General features: G+C 71.3%; 22 protein-coding genes. 11 read left to right on the forward strand and 11 right to left on the reverse strand.

The genetic code is table 11. The features are described 5' to 3' along the window. The first annotated feature begins 118 nt into the window (after nt 1-118). Nucleotides 119-952: a hypothetical protein gene (locus IEZ27_RS43040; protein WP_189652521.1), complete on the forward strand. Its 834-nt coding sequence runs from the start codon at nt 119-121 to the stop codon at nt 950-952. A gap of 15 nt (nt 953-967) precedes the next feature. Here the strand turns inward: IEZ27_RS43040 and IEZ27_RS43045 are convergent, their stop codons facing one another. After that, nucleotides 968-1390, reverse strand: coding sequence for a hypothetical protein (locus IEZ27_RS43045; RefSeq protein ID WP_189652522.1), 423 nt, complete (start codon nt 1388-1390; stop codon nt 968-970). Nucleotides 1391-1465: 75 nt separating this feature from the next. Between IEZ27_RS43045 and IEZ27_RS43050 the strand changes: the two genes are divergently transcribed. Next, on the forward strand, nt 1466-2434 hold the full coding sequence (locus tag IEZ27_RS43050) for a hypothetical protein (RefSeq protein WP_189652523.1): 969 nt from the start codon (nt 1466-1468) through the stop codon (nt 2432-2434). A 342-nt stretch (nt 2435-2776) separates the two neighbouring features. Here IEZ27_RS43050 and IEZ27_RS43055 read toward each other — a convergent pair whose 3' ends face one another. Genes IEZ27_RS43055 through mshB form a run of 3 tightly spaced genes read right to left on the reverse strand, consistent with a single transcriptional unit; the run spans nt 2777 to nt 4649 of the window. Further along, a complete protein-coding gene (locus IEZ27_RS43055; RefSeq protein WP_229824847.1) occupies nt 2777-3271 on the reverse strand; it encodes a flavin reductase family protein in 495 nt (164 codons plus the stop codon). A 17-nt stretch (nt 3272-3288) separates the two neighbouring features. Then, nucleotides 3289-3708 (reverse strand): DUF6113 family protein, encoded by a 420-nt coding sequence (locus IEZ27_RS43060; protein WP_189652524.1) that lies wholly within the window; start codon nt 3706-3708, stop codon nt 3289-3291. An 11-nt stretch (nt 3709-3719) separates the two neighbouring features. After that, entirely contained in the window at nt 3720-4649 is a 930-nt protein-coding gene (mshB, locus tag IEZ27_RS43065) for an N-acetyl-1-D-myo-inositol-2-amino-2-deoxy-alpha-D-glucopyranoside deacetylase (protein ID WP_125636753.1), read from the reverse strand. Between the two features lie 44 nt (nt 4650-4693). On the opposite strand from mshB, the gene IEZ27_RS43070 reads away from it, so the two are divergent. Beyond that, nucleotides 4694-6760, forward strand: coding sequence for a S9 family peptidase (locus IEZ27_RS43070; protein WP_189652525.1), 2067 nt, complete (start codon nt 4694-4696; stop codon nt 6758-6760). On the opposite strand, the gene IEZ27_RS43075 is transcribed toward IEZ27_RS43070, so the two are convergent. From IEZ27_RS43075 to IEZ27_RS43090, 4 genes are read right to left on the reverse strand one after another with little or no spacing between them, the layout of a single operon-like run. Beyond that, nucleotides 6757-7623 (reverse strand): ABC transporter permease subunit, encoded by an 867-nt coding sequence (locus IEZ27_RS43075; RefSeq protein ID WP_189652526.1) that lies wholly within the window; start codon nt 7621-7623, stop codon nt 6757-6759. The two genes, IEZ27_RS43070 and IEZ27_RS43075, sit on opposite strands and share 4 nt — an antisense overlap. Before the next feature lie 58 nt (nt 7624-7681). Further along, nucleotides 7682-9436, reverse strand: a complete 1755-nt coding sequence (locus IEZ27_RS43080; RefSeq protein ID WP_189652527.1) for an ABC transporter ATP-binding protein — start codon at nt 9434-9436, stop codon at nt 7682-7684. A gap of 2 nt (nt 9437-9438) precedes the next feature. Next, nucleotides 9439-11127, reverse strand: coding sequence for an ABC transporter ATP-binding protein (locus IEZ27_RS43085; protein ID WP_189652528.1), 1689 nt, complete (start codon nt 11125-11127; stop codon nt 9439-9441). Between the two features lie 55 nt (nt 11128-11182). After that, on the reverse strand, nt 11183-12358 hold the full coding sequence (locus tag IEZ27_RS43090) for an MFS transporter (RefSeq protein ID WP_189652529.1): 1176 nt from the start codon (nt 12356-12358) through the stop codon (nt 11183-11185). A gap of 45 nt (nt 12359-12403) precedes the next feature. On the opposite strand from IEZ27_RS43090, the gene IEZ27_RS43095 reads away from it, so the two are divergent. Genes IEZ27_RS43095 through IEZ27_RS43115 form a run of 5 tightly spaced genes read left to right on the forward strand, consistent with a single transcriptional unit; the run spans nt 12404 to nt 19414 of the window. Continuing rightward, nucleotides 12404-15916, forward strand: a complete 3513-nt coding sequence (locus IEZ27_RS43095; protein WP_189652530.1) for a nitrate reductase subunit alpha — start codon at nt 12404-12406, stop codon at nt 15914-15916. Then, nucleotides 15916-17517 (forward strand): nitrate reductase subunit beta, encoded by a 1602-nt coding sequence (gene narH, locus IEZ27_RS43100; protein WP_189652531.1) that lies wholly within the window; start codon nt 15916-15918, stop codon nt 17515-17517. Before IEZ27_RS43095 ends, narH begins: the two co-directional genes overlap by 1 nt. Then, on the forward strand, nt 17514-18068 hold the full coding sequence (gene narJ / locus IEZ27_RS43105; RefSeq protein WP_189652532.1) for a nitrate reductase molybdenum cofactor assembly chaperone: 555 nt from the start codon (nt 17514-17516) through the stop codon (nt 18066-18068). The genes narH and narJ overlap by 4 nt, the downstream gene beginning before the upstream one ends. Further along, complete coding sequence (gene narI / locus IEZ27_RS43110; protein ID WP_229824848.1) at nt 18065-18745, forward strand: respiratory nitrate reductase subunit gamma; 681 nt, start codon at nt 18065-18067, stop codon at nt 18743-18745. Before narJ ends, narI begins: the two co-directional genes overlap by 4 nt. 48 nt (nt 18746-18793) lie before the next feature. Beyond that, on the forward strand, nt 18794-19414 hold the full coding sequence (locus IEZ27_RS43115; RefSeq protein WP_189652533.1) for a phosphotransferase: 621 nt from the start codon (nt 18794-18796) through the stop codon (nt 19412-19414). A gap of 60 nt (nt 19415-19474) precedes the next feature. On the opposite strand, the gene IEZ27_RS43120 is transcribed toward IEZ27_RS43115, so the two are convergent. Next, entirely contained in the window at nt 19475-19894 is a 420-nt protein-coding gene (locus tag IEZ27_RS43120; RefSeq protein WP_189652534.1) for a hypothetical protein, read from the reverse strand. Nucleotides 19895-20213: 319 nt separating this feature from the next. Between IEZ27_RS43120 and IEZ27_RS43125 the strand changes: the two genes are divergently transcribed. The 3 genes from IEZ27_RS43125 (at nt 20214) to IEZ27_RS43135 (ending at nt 22797) form a co-directional block, all read left to right on the forward strand. Next, the gene (locus IEZ27_RS43125; RefSeq protein ID WP_189652535.1) at nt 20214-20603 is read left to right on the forward strand and encodes a VOC family protein; all 390 of its coding nucleotides are present in this window, start codon (nt 20214-20216) and stop codon (nt 20601-20603) included. A gap of 147 nt (nt 20604-20750) precedes the next feature. Continuing rightward, nucleotides 20751-21905 (forward strand): RtcB family protein, encoded by a 1155-nt coding sequence (locus IEZ27_RS43130; RefSeq protein WP_189652536.1) that lies wholly within the window; start codon nt 20751-20753, stop codon nt 21903-21905. Between the two features lie 46 nt (nt 21906-21951). Beyond that, complete coding sequence (locus IEZ27_RS43135) at nt 21952-22797, forward strand: class I SAM-dependent methyltransferase (protein ID WP_189652537.1); 846 nt, start codon at nt 21952-21954, stop codon at nt 22795-22797. Between the two features lie 99 nt (nt 22798-22896). On the opposite strand, the gene IEZ27_RS43140 is transcribed toward IEZ27_RS43135, so the two are convergent. Continuing rightward, on the reverse strand, nt 22897-24036 hold the full coding sequence (locus IEZ27_RS43140) for a CU044_5270 family protein (protein WP_189652538.1): 1140 nt from the start codon (nt 24034-24036) through the stop codon (nt 22897-22899). Then, nucleotides 24033-24566, reverse strand: a complete 534-nt coding sequence (locus IEZ27_RS43145) for an RNA polymerase sigma factor (RefSeq protein ID WP_229824849.1) — start codon at nt 24564-24566, stop codon at nt 24033-24035. Before IEZ27_RS43145 ends, IEZ27_RS43140 begins: the two co-directional genes overlap by 4 nt. Between the last annotated feature and the right edge of the window lie 239 nt (nt 24567-24805).

Consider the following 24805-nt stretch of genomic DNA (forward strand, 5'->3'; position numbering starts at 1 on the left):
GGGCCGTGCGTCCCCCTGAGGGCTCCTGGGGCGAGGGGCGGCGTACGACCGTGGTTGTAGGCGCGACCCAGCCCGTGGTCCGACGCGCCGGCGGCACCGGCCCTGCCAGCATGGCCGCATGAACCGCCTCTGGTACTCCGTCGGAGCCTTCCTGGTGCTTGTGGGCCTCGTGCACCTGGGCGTGCTCGTCGTGGCCGGCGGCCCGTGGGAGGGCGCCGTGTCGTGGCGCAAGCCGTTCACGTTCGGGGTGTCGTTCGGGCTGAGCGTGCTGACCCTGACCTGGGTGTCCCAGTGGTTACGGCTGCGCGCCCGCGCCTTCGTCCTCGGGGCGTTCACGGTGGCCTCCACGTTCGAGGTGGCCCTGATCACCCTTCAGGCGCGGCGCGGCGTGCCGTCCCACTTCAACATGGAGACCCCCTTCGACACGGCCGTGGCCCGCACGCTGGCCGGTTTCGGCGGCGTGCTCATCGTCATCGCGATCACCATGACGGTCGCCGCCTTCCGGCCGGCCCCCGGCGTCGCGCCGAGCACCCGCCTGGCCGTGCGGGCCGGGTTCGCCACGTTGCTGGCGTCGATGGTCTTCGGCGGCGTCATGATCGCCCGGGGCGTGGTCCAGGTGGTGACGGGCAATCAGCAGCTCGCCTACACGGTGGCCACCGCGCTCAAGCCGGCCCACGCCGTCCTCATGCACGGGGTGCTCCTGCTGCCGGCCCTGTCCTGGCTGCTGTCCCGCACGCTCCCGTCCGAGGCGGCGCGGCTGAGGGCCGTACGCCTGGCGACCTGGGCGTACGTCGCGGTGGCCGCGCTGGTCTCCGCCCTGGCCGTGGCCGGGGTCGCGGTCGTGGGGCCGTCCACGGCGTCGGTCCTGTCGGCCGGGGCGATCTCGGGCCTCGCCATCGCGGCGATCGTCCTGGGCCGGGTCGGACCCCGCCGTGCCCAGGAGAAACATTGAGGTCCGGAAATTGGGTCAGCCGATATGCCGTCGCCTCCGCCACCGTACGGGGGCATGCGGATAGCCGCCGTCGTCGAGGTCGGCCAGGCGCTCGAACACGTTGTACGACGCCTGGTGACCGCACACGACGACCGACACGAGCATGGCCAGCAGGTAGAGCGGGAGCATAGGCAACCCGGCGCAGCAGGCCCACTGGGTGGCGTGCCGTCCTTCGTGCCGGATGAGCCGGTCGTCCAGTGAGTCGTGCCTGGTCAGCACGACGTTCCCCACCGTGAACGCGCCCGCGATCGGGAATCCGTAGCGGTAGCCGAAGGCGAGGATGAGCCCGTCGGGGCCGGGCCGGCGGGCCGCGCCGCCGATGATCGAGATCAGCAGTCCGAACGGGGTGGCGAGGTTCAGATAGTTCACCACCCGCCGGAACCGATAGCGCCTGTTCATGCGTCTCAGTCTTGACCAATCTTGACAAGTCGGAATAATGATCTGCGTCCTGAAATCTCCCACAAGAGCAGGATTATGAGATTTTCCATCCTGGGCGCGCTGCTCGGCACCGTCGCACTGGCAGGAGCCGGCGGGTTCGCGATCACCCAGACATCGGCAACCGATCCCCTACGTTCCACTGACTCTCCCTCCGGCGCGCAGGTGGCGTTACCCGTCGCCGCGCCCCCGACGACGACACCGTCGACGAAGCCCTCGGTCGGGGATTACACCGCGACGACGAAGGTGGTCAAGAAGAAGGGCGTCTCGTACCTGAATGTATCCGTCAAGTACGACGGGGCGGCCCGCTTCACCGTGAAGCAGAAGGTGTGCAGGAGCAAGTCCTGCAAGAGCGCCACCGCGCAGCTCCCCGTCACCACCGGAGCCGGGCAGAGCACGAAGAAGCTGGGCAAGGGCACGTACAAGACGAGAGGCAAGCCGGCCGTCAAGGTCACGCCGCTCCCCTGGCCGACCCGCACGGTGACGGTCTCCCCGACCGCCACGGCGACGCCGGGCGCGACGGCGACCGTGACGACCACGGTGACCGAGCAGGCGACGGTGACCGCGACGGTCCCGGGTCCCACCGTGACCGTTCCCGGTCCGACGGTGACCGTGCCGGGGCCGACGGAGACGGTGACGTTCACCTGTCAGCCCGCCCCGCCGACGGACACCCTCCCGCCTCCTGAGCCGCCGACCGCCACGCCGTCGGTTTCGGTCTCGGACTCCGTCCAGCCCCAGATCACCCCACCGGTGACCGACACCCCGACTCCCACTCCGACCCCCACGCCAACGGACGTCCCGACCGACACGCCCACGAACGTCCCGTCGGACACTCCCACGGGCGTCCCGACCGACGTGCCCACGGACGTACCCACGGACATCCCGACGTGCGCGCCGCCGACGGACGTCCCTTCCGAAACCCCGACCCCGACCCCGACCGCGTCGGACACCGGCGTCCCCACGGACACGCCGCCCCCGTCCGACTCCACCGACACCCCCACCCCGTAGCCGAAACCCACCACCCGCTTCGGGCCAGGCCCTCGACGCCTGGCCCGAAGCGCTGCCGGGGGCCGGGCATGCTTGACCAAGCGGCCGAGGTGCACTCAGCCCACAAGTTGGTTGCGCACGTGCTGTCGGTGGGAGTCCCTGTCGGCGGGAGTCCGCCCAGGGCGCTGTGCCGACGGCGATCGTTGTAGTGGTCGAGCGCCCGGAGCGAGGGCGGCGGCGCGCTCGTCGTTGCCGGTGAACAGCCGGCGGCAGGCCCGCTGGGGTTCAAAGCAGTCGGAACCCGAATCCTGAGACCCGACCGGCGGTGTCATCAACGTCCTGGCTGAATAACACCCAGGTCTGTCAGAGGGTCTTGTAGCGGCCGTCGTGGTAGAGGAGGGGTGCGCCTTCCGCCGGGGTGGCGAGGGCGGTCACCTCGCCCACCACGATCGAGTGGTCACCGCCGTCGTACACCGCCGTCGTAGCGACCTCCACCGTGGCCAGGGCGCCGGTGAACAGCGCGACCCCCGAGTCCCCGCGATGGTGTTCCCACCGGGCCAGTTGCCCGTTCAGCGGACGGCCGCGGTGGGCGAAGAAGCGGGAGGCGTCCTCCATGGAGGCGTGGAGCACCGACACCCCCCACACCCCGGCCTCGACCACGGCGTCGTGGAAGCGGGCCACCTTCTCGGCGCAGAAGAGCACGAGCAGGGGGTCGAGCGACACCGACGTGAAGGAGTTCACGGTCATCGCGTGGTCCACGCCGTCGAGCCGGGTCGTGACGATCGCGACTCCCGTGGCGAAGCGGCCGACGACCTTGCGGTAGTTTCCCGGGTCCACATGCCGCTCTATGGAATGCACGACGTTACTTTATGCCTCTACGTCGGATTCTTTGGAGGAGGGTATCCCCGCAACAACCAAGATCCCCCACCAGACGAGGGCGAAAACATGAACGCCGCCACAAGAGCCAGCAATCCGCCATAGAGGTAGACATACCCCGCCGAACCCTGCGCGATCACTAGATCCCCGGCGCTGAGCTGGAGCGTGAACGGCATCGTCACCAGCAGCCAGCCGAGCCCGGTCGCGAACGCCGCGAGCCTCGTACGCATGAGTTTGCCCGCTCCCAGCGGCACCAGGAACAGCACGAGCACCCACCCGAGCGCGGCCCACGGCACGGCGGTCTGCGGTCCCTGCGCGTGCGTGAACCCGCCCACGACCCCGAGCACGACACCCAGCACGAACAGCATGCCGTACGCCGCCCCTCCCAGCGCCGACTCCGCCTGGCTGCGATGCTCCATGGGCAACGAGGTTAATGGATGCCCGCGAAGAGATCGTTCTCGCGGTTCTGCGGCTCGCCGAGCCCGCCGGCCTCGACGGGCGGTCCGGGCACCGGCTGTCCGGGGACGCCGATGGCCAGGATGAAGTGCTCGACGCCCAGCATCTCCTGGCCGATGTTGTTGGACAGGGCGTACCACGGCCCGGCCACGCTGATCTGGGTGGCGTGGGCGCGCATGGCCTCCCGCTTGTTCCCGACCCAGGGCCGGGCGTCGATCTCGGTGGTGATGTCCTCGTCGGGGCTGCCGAAGGGGATGTCGTCGACGTCCTCCACCAGGTAGCCGGTGTCGGAGTCGCGCAGCGCCTCGGCCGTGCGCCGCATGGCGGACCTGGGCACGGCCGTGTGGTAGAACTTCGCGATCTGCCACGGTTCGTCGTGGCGGGGGCCGGGACGCCCGTCCGGGACGTAGTCGGGCTTGGCGGCCAGCTCGAAGGCACGGCGGGCCACCCGGTGGGCCTGGATGTGGTCGGGATGGCCGTAATAGCCGTTGGCGTCGTACGTCACCAGCACCTGCGGGCGCACCTCGCGGATGACCTTGACCAGCTCGCCGGCCGCCACTTCGAGGTCGGCCTGCCAGAACGCGTTGGGCCGGTCGTTGGTGGCCACGCCCATCATGCCGGAGTCGCGCCAGCGGCCGGGCGTGCCGAGGAAGCGGTGGTCCTCGACGCCGAGCGCCTGGCAGGCGGCCGTGAGCTCGCCGATCCGGTACGGCCCGAGCAGGTCGTCACGGTCGGCCGCCAGGTGGGCGAGGTCGGCGGGGATGACCTCGCCCTCTTCCCCGAGCGTGCAGGTCACCAGCGTGACGTGGGCGCCTTCCGCGACGTATTTGGCCATCGTCGCGCCGGTGCCGATCGACTCGTCGTCCGGGTGGGCGTGCACGAGCAGGAGGCGGCGATCAGTCATAGTCATGAGCGTAACAATGGCTGGATACTGGCAGGATTGAGCCCATGAGTGAGAGCTTCCCGCGACTGTCGGCACGGACCCGCCGGTTCACCCTGGGAGTGCCCAGGGGGTTCACGATCTCCCCTGACGGCGGACGAGTGGTCTTCCTGCGGACCAAGTCGGGCACCGACCCGGTCACCTGCCTGTGGGAGCTCGACACCGAAACCCACGTCGAACGCCTGGTGGTCGACCCCCGCGCCCTCCACGCCGACGAGGAGGACCTGCCTCCGGAGGAGCGCGCGCGGCGCGAGCGCAGCCGTGAGGCCGCGGGCGGCGTGGTGGCCTACGGCGCCGACTCCGCCCTGACCAGGGCCGCCTTCGCCCTGTCCGGCGGGCTCTACGTCGTCGAGCTGGCCAGCGGCGAGACCCGCAGGCTGGAGACGCCGGGCGCGGTGATCGACCCCCGCCTGTCCCCCGACGGCCGGCAGGTGGCCTACGTCACGGGCGGCGCGCTGTACGTCCAGGACCTCGCCTCCGGGCACGGCCTGGTGCTCGCCACGCCGGAGTCGCCGACCGTCACCTACGGCCTGGCCGAGTTCATCGCCGCCGAGGAGATGGACCGGATGCGCGGCTACTGGTGGTCGCCGTCGAGCGACGCGCTGCTGGTCGAGCGGGCCGACGAGGAGCCGGTCGACACCTGGTACATCGCCGACCCGGCCAACCCCTCCCGTCCGGCGAACGCCCAGCGTTACCCGTCGGCCGGCACGCCCAACGCCCGTACGGAGCTGTTCGTGCTGGGGCTCGACGGGTCGCGGGTGGCGGTGCCGTACGCGGAGGAGTACCTGACGACGGCCGCCTGGGACGACCACGCGCTGTCGATCGTGACGCTGACGCGCGACCAGAAGACGATGCGGCTGTTCTCCGTCGATCCGGCGACCGGCGTCTCCACGCTCGTCCGCGAGGACGCCGACCCCGCCTGGGTCGACATCGTGACCGGCGTGCCCGCCCACCTCGACGACGGCTCGCTGGTGTGGGTGGCCACCTCGGAGGGCGGCCACCGGCTGTTCGTCGGCGACCGGGCGGTCACGCCGCCCACGCTCCAGGTCCGGTCGGTGCTCGACGTCGACCACGACAGCGTGTTGTTCAGCGCGAGCGGCGGCGACCCGACCGACATCCACCTGTGGACCTGGGACGGCCACTCGCTGTTGCCGGTCTCGACCCGTTCCGGGGTGTTCTCGGGGCGGATGTCCGGGGGCGTCGGCGTGTTGTCGGAGCAGAGCCTCGACGCCGAGGGCGTCTCGACCACGGTCGTGCGGCGTGACGGCATGGCGGTGGCGATCCCGTCGTACGCCGAGCGTCCCGGGCTCGACCTGCGGGTGTCGCTGGGGCGTTCGGGGCGCCGGGAGCTGGCCACGGCCGTGGTGCTGCCGTCCTGGTACGAGCAGGGTTCGGGCCGGCTGCCGGTCCTGATGGACCCGTACGGCGGCCCGCACGCCCAGCGGGTGCTCAACCGGCGCGGCGCGTTCCTGGAGAGCCAGTGGTTCGCCGAGCAGGGCTTCGCGGTGATCGTGGCCGACGGGCGCGGCACCCCGGGCCGGGGGCCCGACTTCGAGCGGGCGGTGCTGGGCGACCTGGCGACCCCGGCGCTTGAGGACCAGATCGACGCCCTTCAGGGTGTGGCCGAGCAGTACCCGGACGACCTCGACCTGTCGAGGGTGGCGATCCGCGGCTGGTCGTTCGGCGGGTTCCTGGCCGCGCTCGCGGTGCTGCGGCGTCCCGACGTCTTCCACGCGGCCGTGGCGGGCGCGCCGGTGACCGACTGGCGGCTCTACGACACCTGCTACACCGAGCGCTACCTGGGCCACCCGGACGAGCAGCCCGAGGTGTACGACAACTCCTCGCTGTTCGCCGACGCGGCCAAGCTCGAACGCCCGCTGCTGCTGGTCCACGGCCTGGCCGACGACAACGTCGTGGCCGCCCACACGCTGCGCCTGTCCTCGGCCCTGCTCGCGGCCGGCCGCCAGCACAGTGTGCTGCCGCTCTCGGGCGTCACGCACATGACGCCTCAGGAGGTCGTCGCCGAGAACCTGCTCCTGCTCCAGGTCGACTTCCTCAAGAAGTCGCTGGGCTAGGCGGTCCGGAGGGCGTCGAGCAACCTCGACGCCCCCAGGCCGATCAGCACGACCGCCCCCATGACCAGTACGAACACCCACATGGGGGCGCCGAAGTAGGCGAGCAGGCCCTGCGCGATGGCCAGGATCAGCACGCCGAGCACGGTGCCCGCGACGCCGGCGCGCTCGCCGTACGGGCTGGTCCCGCCGAGGAGGACGGCGGCGAGCGCGAACACGGTGGTGTAGAGCCCCTGGCTGCCGGGGGTGGCCGCGCCGAGGCGCATGAGCAGCGCGATGCCGCCCGCGGCGGCGAGCACGCTCGACCCGGCGAGCCCGAGCACCGCGCCGGGCCATCCGCCGCCCAGGTCGGCGCGCACCTCCTGTCGGGTCCACAGCAGGCCGCCGGCGATCGAGATGACCGCGAACACGGCGAACCCCAGCGGGCCGGGGTAGAGCCCCGCGGTCGCGAGGGGGATCGTCCGGCCGTCGAGCAGCGCGGCGGCCACGGCCTCGCACACGACGGCGGCCCCGAGCGAGACGGCCCAGGCCGGGGCCGACAACACCATCGTGAACACGCTCATGACCACGCCCGCGAGCCCGGCCAGCACGAGCGCGAGCAACATCGCCAGCGGCAGCGGCACGCCCGCGGCGGTCGTCGTGAACGCCACGAAGGCGCCGCTCACGGACGCGACGGCACCCACGGCCAGGTTGGGCGTGCCGGTGCGCAGCGACAGGCCGAACCCCATGACGATCAACCCGAGCTGCCCGGTCTGGGCGAGGATGTCGAGGACGAGCTCACTGCGCGTGGTGACGAGTACCAGCGCCAGGCCCAGTACGGCGAGGAGTCCGAGCACGCCTTCCCAGGCGCGCTGCCAGGTGCTCACTCCGACGATGCTGACAGCGCCGGACGATCACCGCAACCCCCAGGGAGCAGGCGACGGCCTAGGGGGTGGCGGCCGGGGTGCCGTGCCAGCTCGCCCACAGGGCCGCGTACGAGCCGCCTTCGGTGACCAGCTCGTCGTGCGAGCCCAGCTCGGTGATCCGTCCGTCCTCCACGACGGCCACCCGGTCGGCGTCGTGCGCGGTGTAGAGCCGGTGGGCGATGGCGATCACCGTACGACCCTCCAGGACGGCCGCCAGCGAGCGTTCCAGGTGGCGGGCGGCCCGCGGGTCGATCAGCGAGGTGGCCTCGTCGAGCACCAGCGTGTGCGGGTCGGCGAGGACCAGCCGGGCCAGGGCGAGCTGCTGGGCCTGGGCGGGCGGCACGGCGGTGCCGCCGGACCCGACCTCGGTCTCCAGGCCGTCGGGCAGCGCCTCCACCCAGTCGAGGGCGGCGACCGCGGCCAGCGCGTCGCGCACCGCCGCGTCGTCCGCGTCGGGGCGGGCGATCAGCAGGTTGTCGCGGACGGTGCCCTTGAAGACGTGGTGCTCCTGGGTGACCAGCGCCACGTGCCCGCGCAGGTCGTCGAGCGGCAGCTCCACCAGCGGCACGCCGCCCACGCTGACCTCGCCCGTACGCGGCCCGTGGATGCCCGCCAGCAGCCGTCCGAGCGTGGACTTGCCGGCCCCGGACGGGCCGACCATGGCCAGCCGTTCGCCCTGCGCGACGGTCAGGGACACGCCGTGCAGCACGTCGCGGCCCTCGCGGTAGGCGTAGCGCACGTCGTCGGCCTTCAGCAGCTCGCCGGCCGGACGGGCGGCGGAGGGCTCACGGTCGTCGGGCACGTTGGCCACGCCGAGCAGCCGCGCCATGGCGGCGCCGCCCACCTGGAGCTCGTCGATCCACATGAGGAAGCGGTCGAGCGGGTCGATGAGCTGCTGGGCGTAGACCAGGGCGGCGGTGACCTGCTGGACCGTCACCCAGTCGTTGGTGTAGAACAGGCCGCCGACCAGGAGCGTCGAGACCACGGGGATCACGTAGCCCAGCTCGACCGCGGGGAACCACAGGGTACGCAGGCCGAGGGTGTAGCGCTCGGCGGCGTAGGAGCGGCGGATGTCGCCGTCGGTGCGTTCGCGGCGGCGTTCCTGAAGGCGCAGCGCCTCCACGGCTCTGGCGCCCTCGACGGTCTCGGCCAGCCCTTCGGTCATGTCGGCGTACGCGGCGTTCTCGCGCAGGTAGCCGTCGCGCGCCCGCTTCAGGTACCAGCGGGTGGCGAACCAGATCAGCGGGCCGGCGACCAGCATCGGCAACATGAGCTGCGGGCTGACCAGCACCAGCGCGCCCATCGTGATCACGAAGGTGACCAGCGCGATCAGCGTCTCCGGCACGGCGTGCCGCACGGTCCTGGACAGCGAGTCGACGTCGCGCGACGTCCTGGTGATCAGGTCGCCCGCGCCGGCCCGTTCGACCGTGGACAGCGGCAGGCCGAGCACCCGGTCGACGAACTCCTCGCGCAGCTCGGCCAGCACCTTCTCGCCCAGCCTGGCCGAGGCCAGCACGGCGAAGCGGATGAGCAGTCCTTGCAGGAAGAGGAACGCGCCGATGACGACGGCCACGAGCAGGCCGTCGACGTCGCCGCCGTCCTGGACGGTCTGGACCAGGCTGCCGAGCTGCCAGGGCACGACGAGCCCGGCGACGGCGGCCAGGCCGTGCAGGGCCAGGGCGACGGTGAGCTGACGCGGGTACTTCAGCGTCAGGCGGCGCGCGTACGCGCGGACCTGTTTCCGGTCGGCGACCGGCAGGATCTCGCGGGCCATGGTCAGTCCTCCTCTCGGGTCACGGTGGCGGCGTATCGGGGGGCGGCGGCCAGCAGGTGCCGGTGTGTCCCCTCGGCCAGCACCCGGCCGTCCTCCACGTAGATCACGTGGTCGGCCCGGTCGAGCACCAGCGGGCTGGTCGTGCAGATCATGGTGGTCCGGCCCGCGCGCGCCTTGGCCAGCCGCTCGGCGATGCGGGCCTCGCTGTGGGCGTCGACGGCGCTGGTGGGCTCGACCAGGATGAGCACCTCGGGATCGGTGAGCAGGGCCCGCGCCAGGCGCAGCCGCTGCTGCTGGCCGCCCGAGAACTCTCGTCCGGCCTCGGAGACCAGGGCGTCGAGGCCGTCGGGCAGCGCCTCGACGATGTCCTCGGCGCAGGCGGTGTGCAGGGCCGCGCGCACCTCCTCGTCGGAGGCGGCGTCGCGGACGTCGAGCTCGTTCCTGAGCCTGCCGGTGAACAGGCGGGCGTCGTTGCCGGCGACCAGGATGCGGGAGCGGATCTCGTCCATGGGCAGGGTGGCCAGCTCGACGGCGCCGAACGTGACGTCGCCGGAGGCGTAGCGGCCGAGCCGGTCGGCGATGGCGGCGGCCTCCTCCGGGGCGCCCGCCGCGACGGCGGTGAGCGTGCCCGGCTGGAGGGTGACGCCGCTGTAGGAGTCGCGCAGCACGCCGCCGCCGCTGGTCTCGGCGCCGCCGGTGACCTCGGGCTCGATCGACAGGATGCGGATCACGCGGCGGGCCGCGACGTGGCCCTTGGTGAGCTTGTCAGCGGCCTCCGTCAAGGTGCGCAGCGGGCCGATCAGGAACGCCGCGTAACCGTAGAGGGCGACGAGGTCGCCGGTGCTGATCTCGCCGCCGACCGCGAACGTGGCGCCGACGCCGGTGACGACCGCGATGAGCAGGCCGGGCAGCAGGATCTGGGCGCCTTCGAGCAGCGACTCGACCCGGGCCACGCCGACCCCGGCATGGCGGACCCGCTGGGACTCCTCGCCGTAACGGGCGGCGAACACCTGCTCGCCGCCGATGCCGCGCAGCACCCGAAGGCCCGCCACGATGTCGGCGGCCCTGGTGGACAGCTCGCCGGTCAGCTCGCGCTGGTGTTTCTGCCGCCGGTGCAGCGGCCTGAGCAGCGGCGAGACGGCGACCGCCATGAGCGGCACGCCGAACAGCACGAGCAGCCCGAGCGGGACCGAGGTCGTCAGCAGGATCACGGTGACCGCGACGATCGCCACGACCGAGCCGGTGCCGCGCAGCAGGATGTCCATGGAGCTGCCGATGTGGGCGATGTCGGAGTTGCCGACGCTGACGACCTCGCCGGTCGAGACCTTCTTGGGCAGCGTCGCCCCGAGCCTGGCGGCCTGCCGCGCGGTCACCTGCACGGTGCGGTACGCCGCCGACAACCAGTTGAAGACCGCCATCCGGTGACGCATGATCCCGGTGAACGCCTGCAGCAACCCCAGCCCGAGCAGGATCGACGCCCAGGTCAGCAACGCCCCGGTGTCCTTGGCGGTGACGGCGTCGATGCCCTTGCCGAGCACCGCGGGCACGAGCGCCTGGACCAGCCACCAGAGCGTGGCGAAGCCGATGCCGGCCAGCAGGGAGCGGGCCTGGCGCCGCGCGTTCCACCACAGGTAGCGGAGCGGGCTGCGGATGTCGGGCAGGCCGGGATCGGCCTCAGGTAGGGAACGCATGGCCTGACAAGGTTGACAACCCATCCCCCTGCCCGGCAAACCGTTTTTCGTTCCGCTAACGGCTGGGCACGTGCCTGAAGGTGCGCGCGGTGTAGAACAACGTGACCAGCGCGGTCAGCGCGAGCAGCATGTATCCCACCGTGTACGACCCGGTCGCGCCGTAGACGGCCCCCATCACGAGCGGCGGGAAGTACCCGCCCAGCCCGCCGGCGGCGCCCACGAGGCCGGTCACCGTCCCCACCTTCGACGCCTCGACCAGCTGGGCCACCAGGGCGAACACCCCGCCCGTGCCGAGGCCGAGGAAGAAGGCGATGAGTACGAAACACGCCCCGGCGGGCACCTCGGCGGGCGGCTTGAACGCCAGCGCGACCGCCATCACGACGGTTCCGGCCAGTGAGATGAGCATCACCTTGACCGGCCCGATCCGGTCGGACAACGTGCCGCCGATCGGCCGGGCGGCGACGGCGGCGATCGAGAACCCGGCCGTGCGCAGCCCGGCGCCGGTCTGGGCGAAGTGGTAGACGTTCTGGAGCAGGGTCGGCAGGTACGTCGAGAACGCCACGAAGCCGCCGAAGGTGACGGCGTACAGGAAGGCGCACTGCCAGGTGGCACTGATCTTCACCGCCTCGCGCATCCGGGGCAGGGCCGGGGCGGTGGCGGGCGACCACTCGGGCGAGTCGCGGCTGCCGCCGATCATGATCACGCCCATCAGGGCCAGCACCGCGGCCATGAGCAGGTGTGTCGGGAACCGGCCGAAGTCCTCGACCAGGCGCGGGGTGAAGAACGCCGACAACGCGGTCCCGCCCATGCCGGCGCCGAACACGCCGGTGGCGAAGCCTCTGCGGGCGGGCTCGTACCAGGCGTTGACGAACGGGATGCCGACGGCGAACGACGTGCCGGGGATGCCCAGCAGGAAGCCCCAGAACAGCAGCCATCCGTACGACTCCGACCAGCCCACGAACAACACGGGCACGATCGACACGAAGCAGATGACGGCGAACATGCGCCGCCCGCCGAGCCGGTCGGCCAGCACGCCCACCGGGATCCGGCCGAGCGAGCCGACCAGCACCGGGATCGCGACCAGCAGCGAGGTCTGTGTCGGGGACAGGTGCAGTGCCCTGCTGTAACTGCCCGACAGGGGCCCGATGAGGTTCCAGGCCCAGAACGTCACGGCGAAGGCCGCCGTGGCCAGCGCCAGGTTCCGCACCTGACCTTTACGAAGCACAGACATACACTCTGTGTAACAGAGGGTCACCTTCTGTGATGAAGTGGGGGTATGAGCGCCGAGGACGTCCTGCTGAAGACCGGCCGGTTCCTCCGCAGATCGACCACCAGCGGCGATCTGCGGACTCTCTTCCTCAAGGGGGGCACCGAAGGCGACACCTTCTACCGGGACCGGTGGAGCCACGACAAGGTCGTCCGCTCCACCCACGGCGTGAACTGCACGGGCTCGTGCTCGTGGAAGGTCTACGTCAAGGACGGGATCATCACCTGGGAGACGCAGGAGACCGACTACCCGAGCGTGGGCCCCGACCGGCCCGAGTACGAGCCGCGCGGTTGCCCGCGAGGGGCGGCCTTCTCCTGGTACACCTACTCGCCCACCCGGATCCGCTATCCGTACGCGCGGGGTGTGCTGGTGCGGCTCTACCTGGAGGCCAGGGAGCGGCTGGGCGACCCGGTGGCCGCCTGGGCCGAGGTCACCACCGACCCGGACAAACGGGTGGCCTACCAGAGCGCCCGCGGCAAGGGCGGCCTCGTCCGCGTCACCTGGGACCTGGCCGTCGAGATGATCGCCGCCGCGCACGTGCACACCATCCAGGCGTACGGGCCCGACCGCGTGGCCGGGTTCTCCCCCATCCCGGCGATGTCGATGGTCTCCCACGCCGTCGGCTCCCGGTTCGTGTCGCTGATCGGCGGCACGATGCTCTCCTTCTACGACTGGTACGCCGACCTGCCCGTGGCCTCGCCCCAGGTGTTCGGCGACCAGACCGACGTCCCGGAGTCGGCCGACTGGTGGGACGCCGCGTACCTGATGATGTGGGGCTCCAACGTCCCGGTCACCCGGACACCGGACGCCCATTGGATGGCCGAGGCGCGCTACCGGGGTCAGAAGGTCGTGGTGGTCTCCCCGGACTACAGCGACGCGGCCAAGTTCGCCGACGAGTTCCTGAGCGTGCGGCCGGGCACGGACGGCGCGCTGGCCATGGCCATGGGGCACGTGCTGCTGTCGGAGTTCTTCGTCGAGCGCCAGGTCCCCTACTTCACCGACTACGTCAAGCGCTTCACCGACCTGCCCTTCCTGGTCACGCTGCGCGAGCACGAGGACGCGTACGTGCCGGACAAGTTCCTCACGGCCAAGGACCTGGGCTCGGCGGAGGAGGCGGCCGAGTGGAAGACCGTGCTCATGGCGGAGTCCGGCGAACCCGTGGTCCCGAACGGCTCGGTCGGCTTCCGCTGGACCGACTCCGGCGAGGGCCGCTGGAACCTCGACCTGGACACCGACCCGAGACTCACCCTGTACGGCGGCGAGTCCGCGCAGGTCCTGCTGCCCCGCTTCGACGGCGAGGGGACCCTGCGCAGGGGCGTGCCGGTGGCGCGGGCCGGCGGACACCTGGTGACGACGGTGTTCGACCTGCTGCTCGCCCAGTACGGCGTGTCCAGGCCGGGCCTGCCGGGCCTCTGGCCGACCGGGTACGACGACGCGGCGCAGCCGTACACGCCCGGCTGGCAGGAGCCGGTGACCGGCGTCCCGGCCGAGCGGGTGGTCAAGATCACCCGGGAGTTCGCCAGGACGGCCGAGACCTCGCGCGGCCGATGCATGATCATCATGGGCGCGGGCGCCACGCAGTGGTTCCACGGGGACACGATCTACCGGGCGTTCCTGTCGTTGTTGTTGCTGACCGGCTGCCAGGGGCGCAACGGCGGCGGCTGGGCCCATTACGTGGGTCAGGAGAAGTGCCGCCCGCAGAGCGGCTGGGCGCTGCTGGCCGGGGCGCTCGACTGGTCGCGGCCGCCCCGGCAGGTGCCCGGCACGCCCTACTGGTACCTGCACACCGACCAGTGGCGCTACGACCGGTTCGACGCGGGCGCGCTGACCACGCCGCTCGGCCCCGGGGCCTTCCGCGGCAGGCACACGGTCGACCTGGTGGCCGAGTCCGTACGCAACGGCTGGATGCCGATGTCGCCGGCCTTCGACCGCAACCCGCTGGAGCTGGGCGAGCACGAGGATCCGGTGGCGTACACGCTGGAGGAGCTGCGCCAGGGACGGCTCCGGCACGCCGTGGACGCCCCTGACGACCCGGTCAACTGGCCGCGCGTGCTGACCCTGTGGCGCTCGAACCTGCTCGGCTCGTCGGCCAAGGGCAACGAGTACTTCCTGCACCACCTGCTCGGCGCCGGCTCCAACCTGGAGCAGCCCGACGAGCGGGCGCCGAGGGGCAAGCTGGACCTGCTGCTCACGCTCGACTTCCGGATGACCTCCTCGACGGTCTTCTCCGACATCGTGTTGCCGGCCGCCACCTGGTACGAGAAGTACGACCTGTCCTCCACCGACATGCACCCGTTCGTGCACGCGTTCAACCCGGCCATCTCGCCACCCTGGGAGACCCGGACGGACTTCGCCGCCTTCCACGCCATCGCCAGGGCCTTCAGCGCGCTGGCCAAGGAGCGGCTGGGGGTGCGCAAGGACGTCGTCGTGGTCCCGTACCAGCACGACACGCCGGGCGAGACCGGGCAGCCGGGCGGGCGCGCGTCCGGCACGCACGAGCCGACGCTCAAGGTGGTGGAGCGCGACTACGGCGCGGTCGCGGAGAAGCTGGCCGCGCTCGGCCCGCTCACGGAGAAGCTGGGCCTCCAGGTCAAGGGCGTCACGTTCATGCCGGACGAGGAGGTCGCCTGGCTGGGCCAGCGCTGTGGCCTGGTACCGCGCGGCGTGGCCAAGGGCCGTCCCGAGCTGGACACCGACGCCAAGGCGTGCGAGACGATCCTCGCGCTGTCGGGGGTGAGCAACGGCCGGCTGGCCGCCCAGGGCTTCCGCCAGCTCGCCCGGCGCACCGGGGGCAACTTCGACGACCTCGTGGACGAGGGCCACCGCATCGTCTTCGCCGACACCCAGGCCCGGCCCACGCACGTCGCCGCCAGCCCGGAGTGGTCCGGCAAGGAGGCGCACGACCGCCGTTACTCCCCCTTCACGATCAACGTCGAGAACGGCAAACCCTGGCACACCCTCACCGGCCGCCAGCACTTCTTCCTCGACCACGACTGGATGCACGAGTACGGCGAGGCCCTGCCGGTCTACCGCCCGCCGCTGGACATGGCCGAGCTCTTCGGCGAGAGCGCGACCCTGCGCTACCTGACCCCGCACTCCAAGTGGTCGATCCACTCCGAGTACCAGGACAACCTGCTCATGTTGTCGCTGTCGCGCGGCGGCCCGACCATCTGGATGTCCACCGAGGACGCGGCCAGGCTCGGCATCGCCGACAACGACTGGATCGAGGCGGTCAACCGTAACGGCGTCGTCGTGGCCAGGGCCATCGTGTCCCACCGGATGCCGAAGGGCACGGTCTACATGTTCCACGCCCAGGACCGGCTGATCGACGTGCCGAAGTCGGAGGCGACCGGCCGCCGCGGTGGCATCCACAACGCGCTGACCAGAGTCCTGATCAAGCCCACGCACATGATCGGGGGCTACGCCCAGCTCTCGTACGCCTTCAACTACTTCGGCCCCACGGGCAACCAGCGGGACGAGGTCACCACCATTCGCCGCAGGTCGCAGGAGGTGCGCTACTGATGAAGATCATGGCTCAGATCGCCATGGTGATGAACCTGGACAAGTGCATCGGATGTCACACCTGTTCCGTCACCTGCAAACAGACCTGGACCAACCGTCCCGGCGTCGAGTACGTCTGGTTCAACAACGTCGAGACCCGCCCCGGCCAGGGCTACCCCCGGCGGTACGAGGACCAGGAGCGCTGGCAGGGCGGCTGGACCCTCGACCGCAAGGGCCGGCTGACGCCGCGCGCCGGAGGCCGGTTCCGCAAGCTGCTGAACATCTTCGCCAACCCGCTCATGCCCTCCATCCAGGACTACTACGAGCCCTGGACCTACGACTACGAGAACCTCACCCGCGCGCCGCTGTCCGACGACGTCCCGGTCGCGCCGCCCAGGTCGCTGATCAGCGACGAGCCGATGAAGATCCGCTGGAGCGCGAACTGGGACGACAACCTGGGCGGCGACCCGTCCCCCGACCCGGTGCTGGGGAAGTTGTCGGAGCAGGTCAAGCTGGAGTTCGAGCAGGCGTACATGTTCTACCTGCCGCGCATCTGCGAACACTGCCTCAACCCGTCGTGCGTGGCCTCCTGCCCGTCCGGGGCCATGTACAAGCGGGCCGAGGACGGGATCGTCCTGGTGGACCAGGACCGTTGCCGGGGCTGGCGGATGTGCGTGACGGGGTGCCCGTACAAGAAGGTGTACTTCAACCACCGGACCGGCAAGGCCGAGAAGTGCACGTTCTGCTACCCGCGGGTCGAGGTGGGGTTGCCGACCGTGTGCTCGGAGACCTGCGTGGGCCGCCTGCGCTACCTCGGGGTGCTGCTCTACGACGCCGACCGGGTCACCGAGGCCGCCTCGGTGGAGAACGAGCGCGACCTGTACGAGGCCCAGCTCGGCGTCTTCGTCGATCCCGACGACCCGGCCGTGGCCACCGCGGGGTTGCCCGCCGAGTGGGTCGAGGCGGCCCGCAGGTCCCCCGTCTACGACCTGATCATGAAATATCGCATCGCGCTGCCTCTGCACCCGGAGTACCGCACGCTGCCGATGGTCTGGTACGTCCCGCCGCTCTCCCCCGTCGTGGACGCCCTGTCGAACACCGGGCACGACGGCGAGGACGCCGGCAACCTGTTCGCCGCCATCGAGTCGCTGCGCATCCCGGTGGAGTACCTGGCCGAGCTGTTCACGGCGGGCGATCCCGTACCGGTGACGGCGGCGCTGCGGCGGCTGGCCGCGATGCGCTCGTACATGCGGGGGGTCAACCTGGGCGAGGAGCCCGTCCTGCCGGACACCGGCCTGGACGAGGACGAGATCAAGGCCATGTACCGCCTGCTGGCCCTGGCCAAGTACGAAGACCGGTACGTGATCCCGACCGCGTACGGCAACACGCCCGGCGTGGTCGAGGAGGCCGGGTGCAGCCTCGACTACTACGGCGGCCCCGGCATGCAGGCGCCCTTCGGCGAGGCGTCGGGCAAGCCGCTCCCGGTCTCCGTCGAGAGCTTCCACGGGCTCAAGGACCGCCAGACCAACGACGAGATCACCCGCGACCGGGTGAACCTCCTCAACTGGGACGGCCGGGGCGCCCCGGCCGGACTCTTCCCCCCGAAGAAGGGGAAATCATGAACAAGGCCGTGATCTGGCAGGCCGCCGCACACCTGCTCGCCTATCCCGACGAACGTTTCCACCGCCGCCTCCCGCTGATCAGGGAGGCCGCCGAGCCGCACTTCGCGGCGTTCCTGACGCGGATCGCGGACCTGGAGGCGGGCGACCTGGCCGCCCACTACGTCGAGACGTTCGACCTGCACCGGCGCTGCTGCCTCTACCTGACCTACTACACCGACGGCGACACCCGCCGGCGCGGAGCGTCCCTGGCCGCGCTCAAGCAGCGCTACCGCGCGGCCGGCTGGGAGCCGCTGGAGGACGAACTGCCCGACTTCCTGCCGGTCGTGCTGGAGTTCGCGGCGCTCGACCCGGCCGGCGTGGCGCTGCTGAAGGAGCACCGGAGCGGCCTTGAGCTGCTGCTGACCGCCCTGACCGAGATGGGGTCGCCGTACGCGGAGGTGATCGCCGTGGTGTGCGCGGCCCTGCCGCCGCTCACCGCCGCCGAACGCGCCGCGGCGCACCGCCTGGCCGCCGCGGGGCCGCCGGCCGAGACCGTGGGAGGGTACCTGTGAGCTGGGGCGAGAGCATGCTCTGGGTGGTCGCGCCGTACGTCACCCTGGTGATCTTCATCGGCGGCCTGATCTGGCGGTACAAGTACGACAAGTTCGGCTGGACCACCCGGTCCTCGCAGCTCTACGAGAGCCCGCTGCTCCGGGTGGCCAGTCCGGTGTTCCACTACGGCCTGATCTTCGTGATCATCGGGCACGTGACCGGCCTGCTCATCCCGCTCTCCTGGACGGACGCGATCGGCGTGTCGAACGAGACCTACCACGCCAACGCCCTGATCTGGGGCGGCCTGGCCGGGGTGGCCACGCTGGTGGCGCTGGCCCTGCTGATCTACCGCCGCCGTACGAACGGGCCCGTCTTCCTGGCCACGACGAAGAACGACAAGACCATGTACGTGGTGCTGGCCGCGGCGATCATCGCGGGCGTGGTGACGACGGTCGCGGGGGTCGTGCCGAGCGAGGTGAGCTACCGGACGACGGTCGCCCCCTGGTTCCGCGGCATCTTCGCCCTCAGCCCGGACGCCACCGCGATGGGCCACGCGAGCATCCTTTACAAGGTGCACACCGTGATCGGGATGGCATTGTTCGTGCTTTTCCCGTTCAGCCGCCTCGTGCACGCGCTTTCGGCACCGATCCCCTATTTGTTCCGCCCTTACATCGTGTATCGGGCCCGGTCCCGATAGCGCGCCGCGCCACCCGGAAGGGGTGCCGGTGCGCCAGAATCGTTGGCTGTGGAGCACGGGTACACCAACAGCACGGTCGGCGACGGCGCTCTGGTCGTGAAGTGTTACCAGGGCCCGGAGGCCGCGTTCAGGCTGGGCACGGAGAGCAGATACCTGCGCCGCCTGCGGGGGCGGCTCCCGGTCCCGCGCGTGCACCAGATCACCGCCACGAGCCTGACGACCCGCTTCGTGGCCGGCGCCCACGGCCAGGACCTGCTCGACGCAGGCCGGGCCGCCGAGGTGCTGGCCGAGTGCGGCAGGGTGCTGGCCCGCATCCACCGTCTCGGCATCGTGCACGGCGACTACGGCCCCCAGAACCTGCTGTTCGACCCCGCCACGTTCGAGACGACCGCGATCCTCGACTGGGAGTGGGCCCACCCGGGCCGGCCGGTCGAGGACCTCGCCTGGTGCGAGTGGATCGTCCGCGTCCACCATCCCGAGCACGTGCCCCTGCTGCCGCGCTTCTTCGACGCCTACGGCGGCCCGGTGCCCGCCTGGGCCGAGCGGCACGACTCCATGGTGGCCCGCTGCCGCGACCTGCTCGACTTCTGCGGCCGGTGGGAGGCGGGCGGGGGCGGCGAGAAGTTGTGGCGCGAACGCCTCGACCTCACGGCCTCCTGGACCGCCTGACACAACCCTCCTGCGGGGTCCGAGCCCCGGACGCGAGGCTCGGACGTCCTTCGGGCGGGATCAGCCGCAGTGGCTCCAGCCGCTGGTCCACACGTACGGCGACTCGTCCCAGGCGCCGCCCCACTTGACGCAGGTGTTGCTCGCGGACAGGATCACCGGTCCGGCGTACGACTTGAACTCACCGGCGTCGGTCTTGGTCGCGCCGCCCTGCACGCTCAGCGTCGCCCGCATCCACCGCGTGTACGGCGTCTGGTTGACCGTCACCACACAGTTCTTGCCGGTGCCGGAGTTGTAGGACAGGTAGATCGTGCCCAGCGCGGTGCTGCCGGACTTGAACGGGTGGGAGTCGATGACGCGGAACCCCGACCCGCACACGCCCGCCGGGTCCACGGCGGCGGTCGTGGCCTGGGCGGGCAGGGCGCTCGCCAGACCGCAGGCGAGCACACCCGCGGCGAAGAACGTCTTGGTGATCGTGCGCATGTTCGTCCTTACTGTCGCTCTTGAACGTGCGTCAGCTTCGCGCAGCGAGTGATCAAGAAAGCGAACAGCAGGCGAACAACACCTAAATGCGATTTCGGCTCCCCCGATATCCACGGCCTTCCGGCTCGGCGGGAGGACCGCCCGGGGTCGCGGTTCGCCGCAGGTCACGCGGGCGTCCCGGAGTGCCCGGCCGGGTCCGTACGAGGGCTTCTCCGGCGTCGCGGCGAGTCAGGTGATCTTGACCACAGCAGCCTCGCGGTCGGCGACCCGCGACGGTTCCCGCGGGACAGGCGCCCTGCTTTGGGGCAGGATCCCATCCATGGTTTCGGTACTGCAGAATGTCGCGATCGACTGCGCGGACCCGTACGAGCTGGCCCGCTTCTGGAGCGAGGTGACCGGCTGTCCCGTCCACCCGGAGGACGGCCCTGGAGACGAGGAGACGCGGGTGATGTTGCGGGAGGGCCCGATCCTGCACTTCAACAAGGTGCCGGAGCCGAAGGCGGTCAAGAACCGGGTGCACCTGTGCCTGCGCCCCGACTCCACCCGCGACGAGGAGGTGGACCGCCTGCTGCACCTGGGCGCCACCCTGGTCGCCGACCTCCGCGAACCGGACGGGACGGGCTGGACGATCCTCGCCGACCCCGAGGGCAACGAGTTCTGCGTGCTGCGCAGCGCCTCCGACCGCGCCGGAACGGCTCCCCACCCCTGACGTGCGTCTTTGAGACGGAAATGACGGACGGGAGAATGTATTGGTACCGAATGATATGCGGCATAAATCGCGCATTCGATAAAATGAGTGGGAATTCCTCCCTGGGTGCAGCCAGACTGATCACGAACCAGTGAGGAGATCACACCCATGCCGAACCAGCCCGCACCGAACCTGCTGTCGTGGGCCAGCGAGATCGACGAAGGCGCGATCATGCAGGCCGCACGCACCGCCCGCCTGCCGTTCGTCTCCGGCCACGTCGCTCTCATGCCCGACGCGCACGTGGGAATCGGCGCGACGGTCGGCTCGGTCATTCCCACGGAGAACGCCATCATCCCCGCCGCCGTCGGCGTGGACATCGGCTGCGGAATGGTGGCCACCGAGACGACGCTCACGGCCGCGGACCTCCCCGACACCCTCGCCGCCCTGATGCCGATGGTGGAGCGCCGCATCCCCGCCGGCGTCGGCAAGGGCCACGACGACCCGTCGATCGACCGTACGCTGAGCGACCTCGGGGTCCCGTACACCGACCTCAACCCGAAGCAGACGAAGAAGGTGGCCGAGCAGTTCGGCACCCTCGGCTCCGGCAACCACTTCGTCGAGGTCTGCCTCGACGAGCGCGACCACGTCTGGACGGTGCTGCACTCGGGTTCGCGCGGCATCGGCAACCAGCTCGCCCAGATGCACATCACGGGCGCGAAGAAGCTGATGAGGAAGCAGGCCGTCGGCCTGGAGGATCCGGACCTCGCCTACCTCGTGCAGAGCACGCCGGAGTTCACCGCCTACATCGAGGACATGTTGTGGGCCCAGCACTACGCGATGGCCTCGCGGGCCCGGATGGACAAGGTCCTGATCGACGCCCTGTTCAAGGTCGTCGGCAAGGGTCAGCGTGTCCGTACGATCAACTGCCACCACAACTTCACCCAGCAGGAGACCCATTACGGCAAGTCGCTCTGGATCACCCGTAAGGGGGCCATCAAGGCCGACACCGGCGACGAAGGCGTGATCCCGGGCTCGATGGGCACCCGCTCGTACATCGTGCGCGGCCGGGGGAACCCGGAGTCGTACAACTCCTGCTCCCACGGCGCCGGACGCCGGATGTCACGGACCAAGGCCAAGCGGGAGCTGTCGGTCCGCTCGCTGACCGAGGCGATGAGCGGCCGCACCTGGAACGCGGATCGCGCCGCCGCCCTGGTGGACGAGCACCCGGACGCGTACAAGCCGATCGACCAGGTGATGGCCGACCAGAAGGACCTGGTCGAGGTGCAGCACACCTTGCGCCAGATCTTCAACTACAAGGGCTGACCTCCGGCCACCGGGAACGTCCCGCCTGCGGCGGTAGCGTGATCGTATGGATGAGGATGAACAGCTTTCGCACGCTTCGTCGTTCGGCACGGCGGCGGTCGCGTACGCCGAGCACCGGCCCGACTACGCGCGGGCGGCGGTGCGCTGGGCGCTTGAGGCCGCGCCCGGCCCGCGCGTGCTCGACCTCGGCGCCGGGACCGGCAAGCTGACCGCCACGCTGGCCGAGCTGGGCGCCGAGGTCGTCGCGGTCGAGCCCGACCCGGCGATGCTGGCCGAGCTGCGCCGTTCGCTGCCGGGTGTCCGTGCCCTGGCGGGCAGTGCCGAGGCGATCCCGCTGCCGGACGGGTCCGTCGACGCCGTGGTGGCCGGCAACGCCATGCACTGGTTCGACATGGCCGTCGCGGGGCCCGAGATCGCCCGCGTCCTCGCCCCCGGCGGCGTCCTGGCCGGTTTGTGGAACCTCATGGACGACCGGGTCGAGTGGGTCGCCGGGCTCGCGCGGGTCAGCGGGAGCGCGGCCGTCGGCCCGCGGGACACGCCCGCGAGCTGGCGGGCCGAGACGGCCGCCATGCACCTTCCGAGGCCCGGCGGGGACGCCCGGTCCGGCTCGCCCGAGCCCGGCGTGGACGCCCGGTTCGGCTCGCCCGAGCGCGGCGTGGGCGCCCGGTTCGGCTCGCCGGAGCAGGCCGAGTTCCCGCACGGGCAGCGCCGTACCGCCGACTCGCTCGTCGCGACCATCGCGACGCGCGCCGGGATGCTCGTCATGCCGGACCGGGAGCGGGAGGCCACGCTGGGCCGGATCCGCGCGTTCCTGGCGAGCGGGCCGGAGACCGCCCATGGGGAGTTCACCCTGCCGATGCTGACCGGCGTGCTGCGCGTCCGGCGCCTGTGACGGGCCACCCGGCCCCGGCGGCGGCCCCCACCCGCTGGTCCACCAGGCGCTCCCTTGCCCCGCGACTGACCGGGCGGCCCGCAGCCGTACGGAGCTTCGTCACCGCTTGGGGCTGACGTCCGTCCAGCCGGCCTCCAGGAGCGCCTCGGAGCTCCACACCGTGCCCGGCTCCAGGCCCGCCTGCGCGCCGCGCGGCTCGACCACGACGCTCTCCCTGCCCAGCGCCTGCCCGGTCGTCTCGTCGAAGATCAGGCGGCTCTCCCGCAGGCCGGTCTTGGCGTCGCCCTCCTCGATGGCCGCGGCGGTGCCGGTGCGGCCCTCGGCGTCGGTGACGTCCTGGACGACCTTCACGGAGTCGAGCCCGGCCAGCATGCGGAACGCCGCACCGCGCACCTGCGGCGTCACCGGCATGTCGACGATCAGCCCGACGCTGACCGCGAACAGCCAGGCGTCGGAGGACATCTTCACGCTGGACGACTCGGTCGAATGCCCGTCATAGGAGTCGAGCAGCCACTTCTTCAGCTTCCCCGGCTCGTCCGGCAGGCCGCGCAGGTCCTTCATCGTGACGTTCCGGCCGAGCCAGAACACCTTGTCGCCGTCCACCAGCGGGCTGTGGCCCGTGACGGGCTCGCGGGAGGCCGTCGACAGGCTCATCGGGGCCAGCTTCTTCCCCGGCACGATCACGTCGATCTTCGTGGGCGAGCCCGCCTGCTCCCAGGCCGCCCGGTCGGCCTCGCCGGCGGGCCGGGCGCCGAGCGTCTGCTCGCGGCTCCACTGGTCGCCGCCGGTCGCGCGGGGCGTCCATGCCTCGATCCGCTGCCGGTCCTCGACCAGGTACCCGCCCTTCACGGCGGGGTAGACGTGCCTGCTCACCGCCGTGGTGTGCCACCAGTCACCGGTACGGTCGGGCTGCCGGCCGGCCTTCTCCGCGGCGGCCAGGAGCACGTCCCTGGCCGACAGCGTGACCTTGCGCGGCGTCGCGGACACGCTCGGCCCGGCCAGCGGCGCCTGCCGCTGCGGCGGGGGCGCGGTGTTGCCCGCCACCACGACGGCCACGGCGGTCGCCCCGGCCGCGAGGGCCGCGAGCCCCAGCACCGGCCGTACGGCCTTGCGCCGGCGGCGCGTCCGCCGCGGGACCGCCATGGCTTGTGCCAGCTCGGCGGCCCTGGTGCGCTCGTCCACCGGCCGGTCGCCGAGGTGCGCGGGCCGGGCGGCCCGGAGTTCGTCGATCGGGTTCATGACCACTCCTCGCTGAGGTTGCGCACGTAGGTACGGGACGGTTCGGGAGACTCCATGGCGTGCGCGAGCCGCTTGCGGGCCCGGTGCAGCCGTACGCGGAAGGTCGCCGTCGAGCAGCCGACGACCCGGGCGCCCTCCTTGGGCGACAAACCGTGCCAGGCGACCAGCATCAGCACCTCCCGGTCGTCCTCGTTCAGGGCGGCCAGGGCCCGCAGCACGCCCATGCGCTCGGTCACCTGCTCGGCCACGTCCGTGCGGCCGTCCTCCTCGGTCCATGAGCCCAGCTCGGCGGCCAGCGCGTCCCTGCGGGCCTGTGAGCGGGCGTCGTCCCGCAGGAGATTACGCGCCACCCCGAGCAGCCACGGCAGCGGCGGCTCGGGCACGTCGTCCAGCCGCCGCCACGCGACGGCGAACGTCTCGCTCACCACCTCGTCGGCCACCTGCCGGCCCGCACGACTGACCACGTAGGCCCACACCCGTTGTCGGCATTCGTCGTACATGCCGGTGAAACGGCGGGAATCATCCGTCACCGCGCAGCCCCTTCGTCCCTGGTGCGTTCTTTCTGACACCGGGAAGTGGTCCGAGCGCCCCTGTTGTTACAGCTCGTTCGGAAATCATCAGATGTCGTGCGAGCCGACCGTACGCAGAAGCCCCGCCCCGGTGCGTCTTGGGTTCTAGGGTTCGTTGCAACACCCCAGCTCTGGGGATGCGATGGACTTCGAGATCCGCAAGGTGCGCAAGGCGCAGGGGCCGAAGAAGCTCCGGGCCG

The organism is Nonomuraea spiralis, from assembly GCF_014648435.1.
In the GTDB taxonomy this organism is placed as follows: domain Bacteria; phylum Actinomycetota; class Actinomycetes; order Streptosporangiales; family Streptosporangiaceae; genus Nonomuraea; species Nonomuraea spiralis.

Coding starts and splice junctions, on each gene's coding strand:
- IEZ27_RS43040 (WP_189652521.1), top strand. CDS start 119: ATGAACCGCCTCTGGTACTCCGTCGGAGCCTTCCTGGTGCTTGTGGGC.
- IEZ27_RS43045 (WP_189652522.1), bottom strand. CDS start 1,390: ATGAACAGGCGCTATCGGTTCCGGCGGGTGGTGAACTATCTGAACCTC.
- IEZ27_RS43050 (WP_189652523.1), top strand. CDS start 1,466: ATGAGATTTTCCATCCTGGGCGCGCTGCTCGGCACCGTCGCACTGGCA.
- IEZ27_RS43060 (WP_189652524.1), bottom strand. CDS start 3,708: ATGGAGCATCGCAGCCAGGCGGAGTCGGCGCTGGGAGGGGCGGCGTAC.
- mshB (WP_125636753.1), bottom strand. CDS start 4,649: ATGACTGATCGCCGCCTCCTGCTCGTGCACGCCCACCCGGACGACGAG.
- IEZ27_RS43070 (WP_189652525.1), top strand. CDS start 4,694: ATGAGTGAGAGCTTCCCGCGACTGTCGGCACGGACCCGCCGGTTCACC.
- IEZ27_RS43080 (WP_189652527.1), bottom strand. CDS start 9,436: ATGGCCCGCGAGATCCTGCCGGTCGCCGACCGGAAACAGGTCCGCGCG.
- IEZ27_RS43085 (WP_189652528.1), bottom strand. CDS start 11,127: ATGCGTTCCCTACCTGAGGCCGATCCCGGCCTGCCCGACATCCGCAGC.
- IEZ27_RS43090 (WP_189652529.1), bottom strand. CDS start 12,358: ATGTCTGTGCTTCGTAAAGGTCAGGTGCGGAACCTGGCGCTGGCCACG.
- IEZ27_RS43095 (WP_189652530.1), top strand. CDS start 12,404: ATGAGCGCCGAGGACGTCCTGCTGAAGACCGGCCGGTTCCTCCGCAGA.
- narH (WP_189652531.1), top strand. CDS start 15,916: ATGAAGATCATGGCTCAGATCGCCATGGTGATGAACCTGGACAAGTGC.
- narJ (WP_189652532.1), top strand. CDS start 17,514: ATGAACAAGGCCGTGATCTGGCAGGCCGCCGCACACCTGCTCGCCTAT.
- IEZ27_RS43120 (WP_189652534.1), bottom strand. CDS start 19,894: ATGCGCACGATCACCAAGACGTTCTTCGCCGCGGGTGTGCTCGCCTGC.
- IEZ27_RS43125 (WP_189652535.1), top strand. CDS start 20,214: ATGGTTTCGGTACTGCAGAATGTCGCGATCGACTGCGCGGACCCGTAC.
- IEZ27_RS43130 (WP_189652536.1), top strand. CDS start 20,751: ATGCCGAACCAGCCCGCACCGAACCTGCTGTCGTGGGCCAGCGAGATC.
- IEZ27_RS43135 (WP_189652537.1), top strand. CDS start 21,952: ATGGATGAGGATGAACAGCTTTCGCACGCTTCGTCGTTCGGCACGGCG.
- IEZ27_RS43140 (WP_189652538.1), bottom strand. CDS start 24,036: ATGAACCCGATCGACGAACTCCGGGCCGCCCGGCCCGCGCACCTCGGC.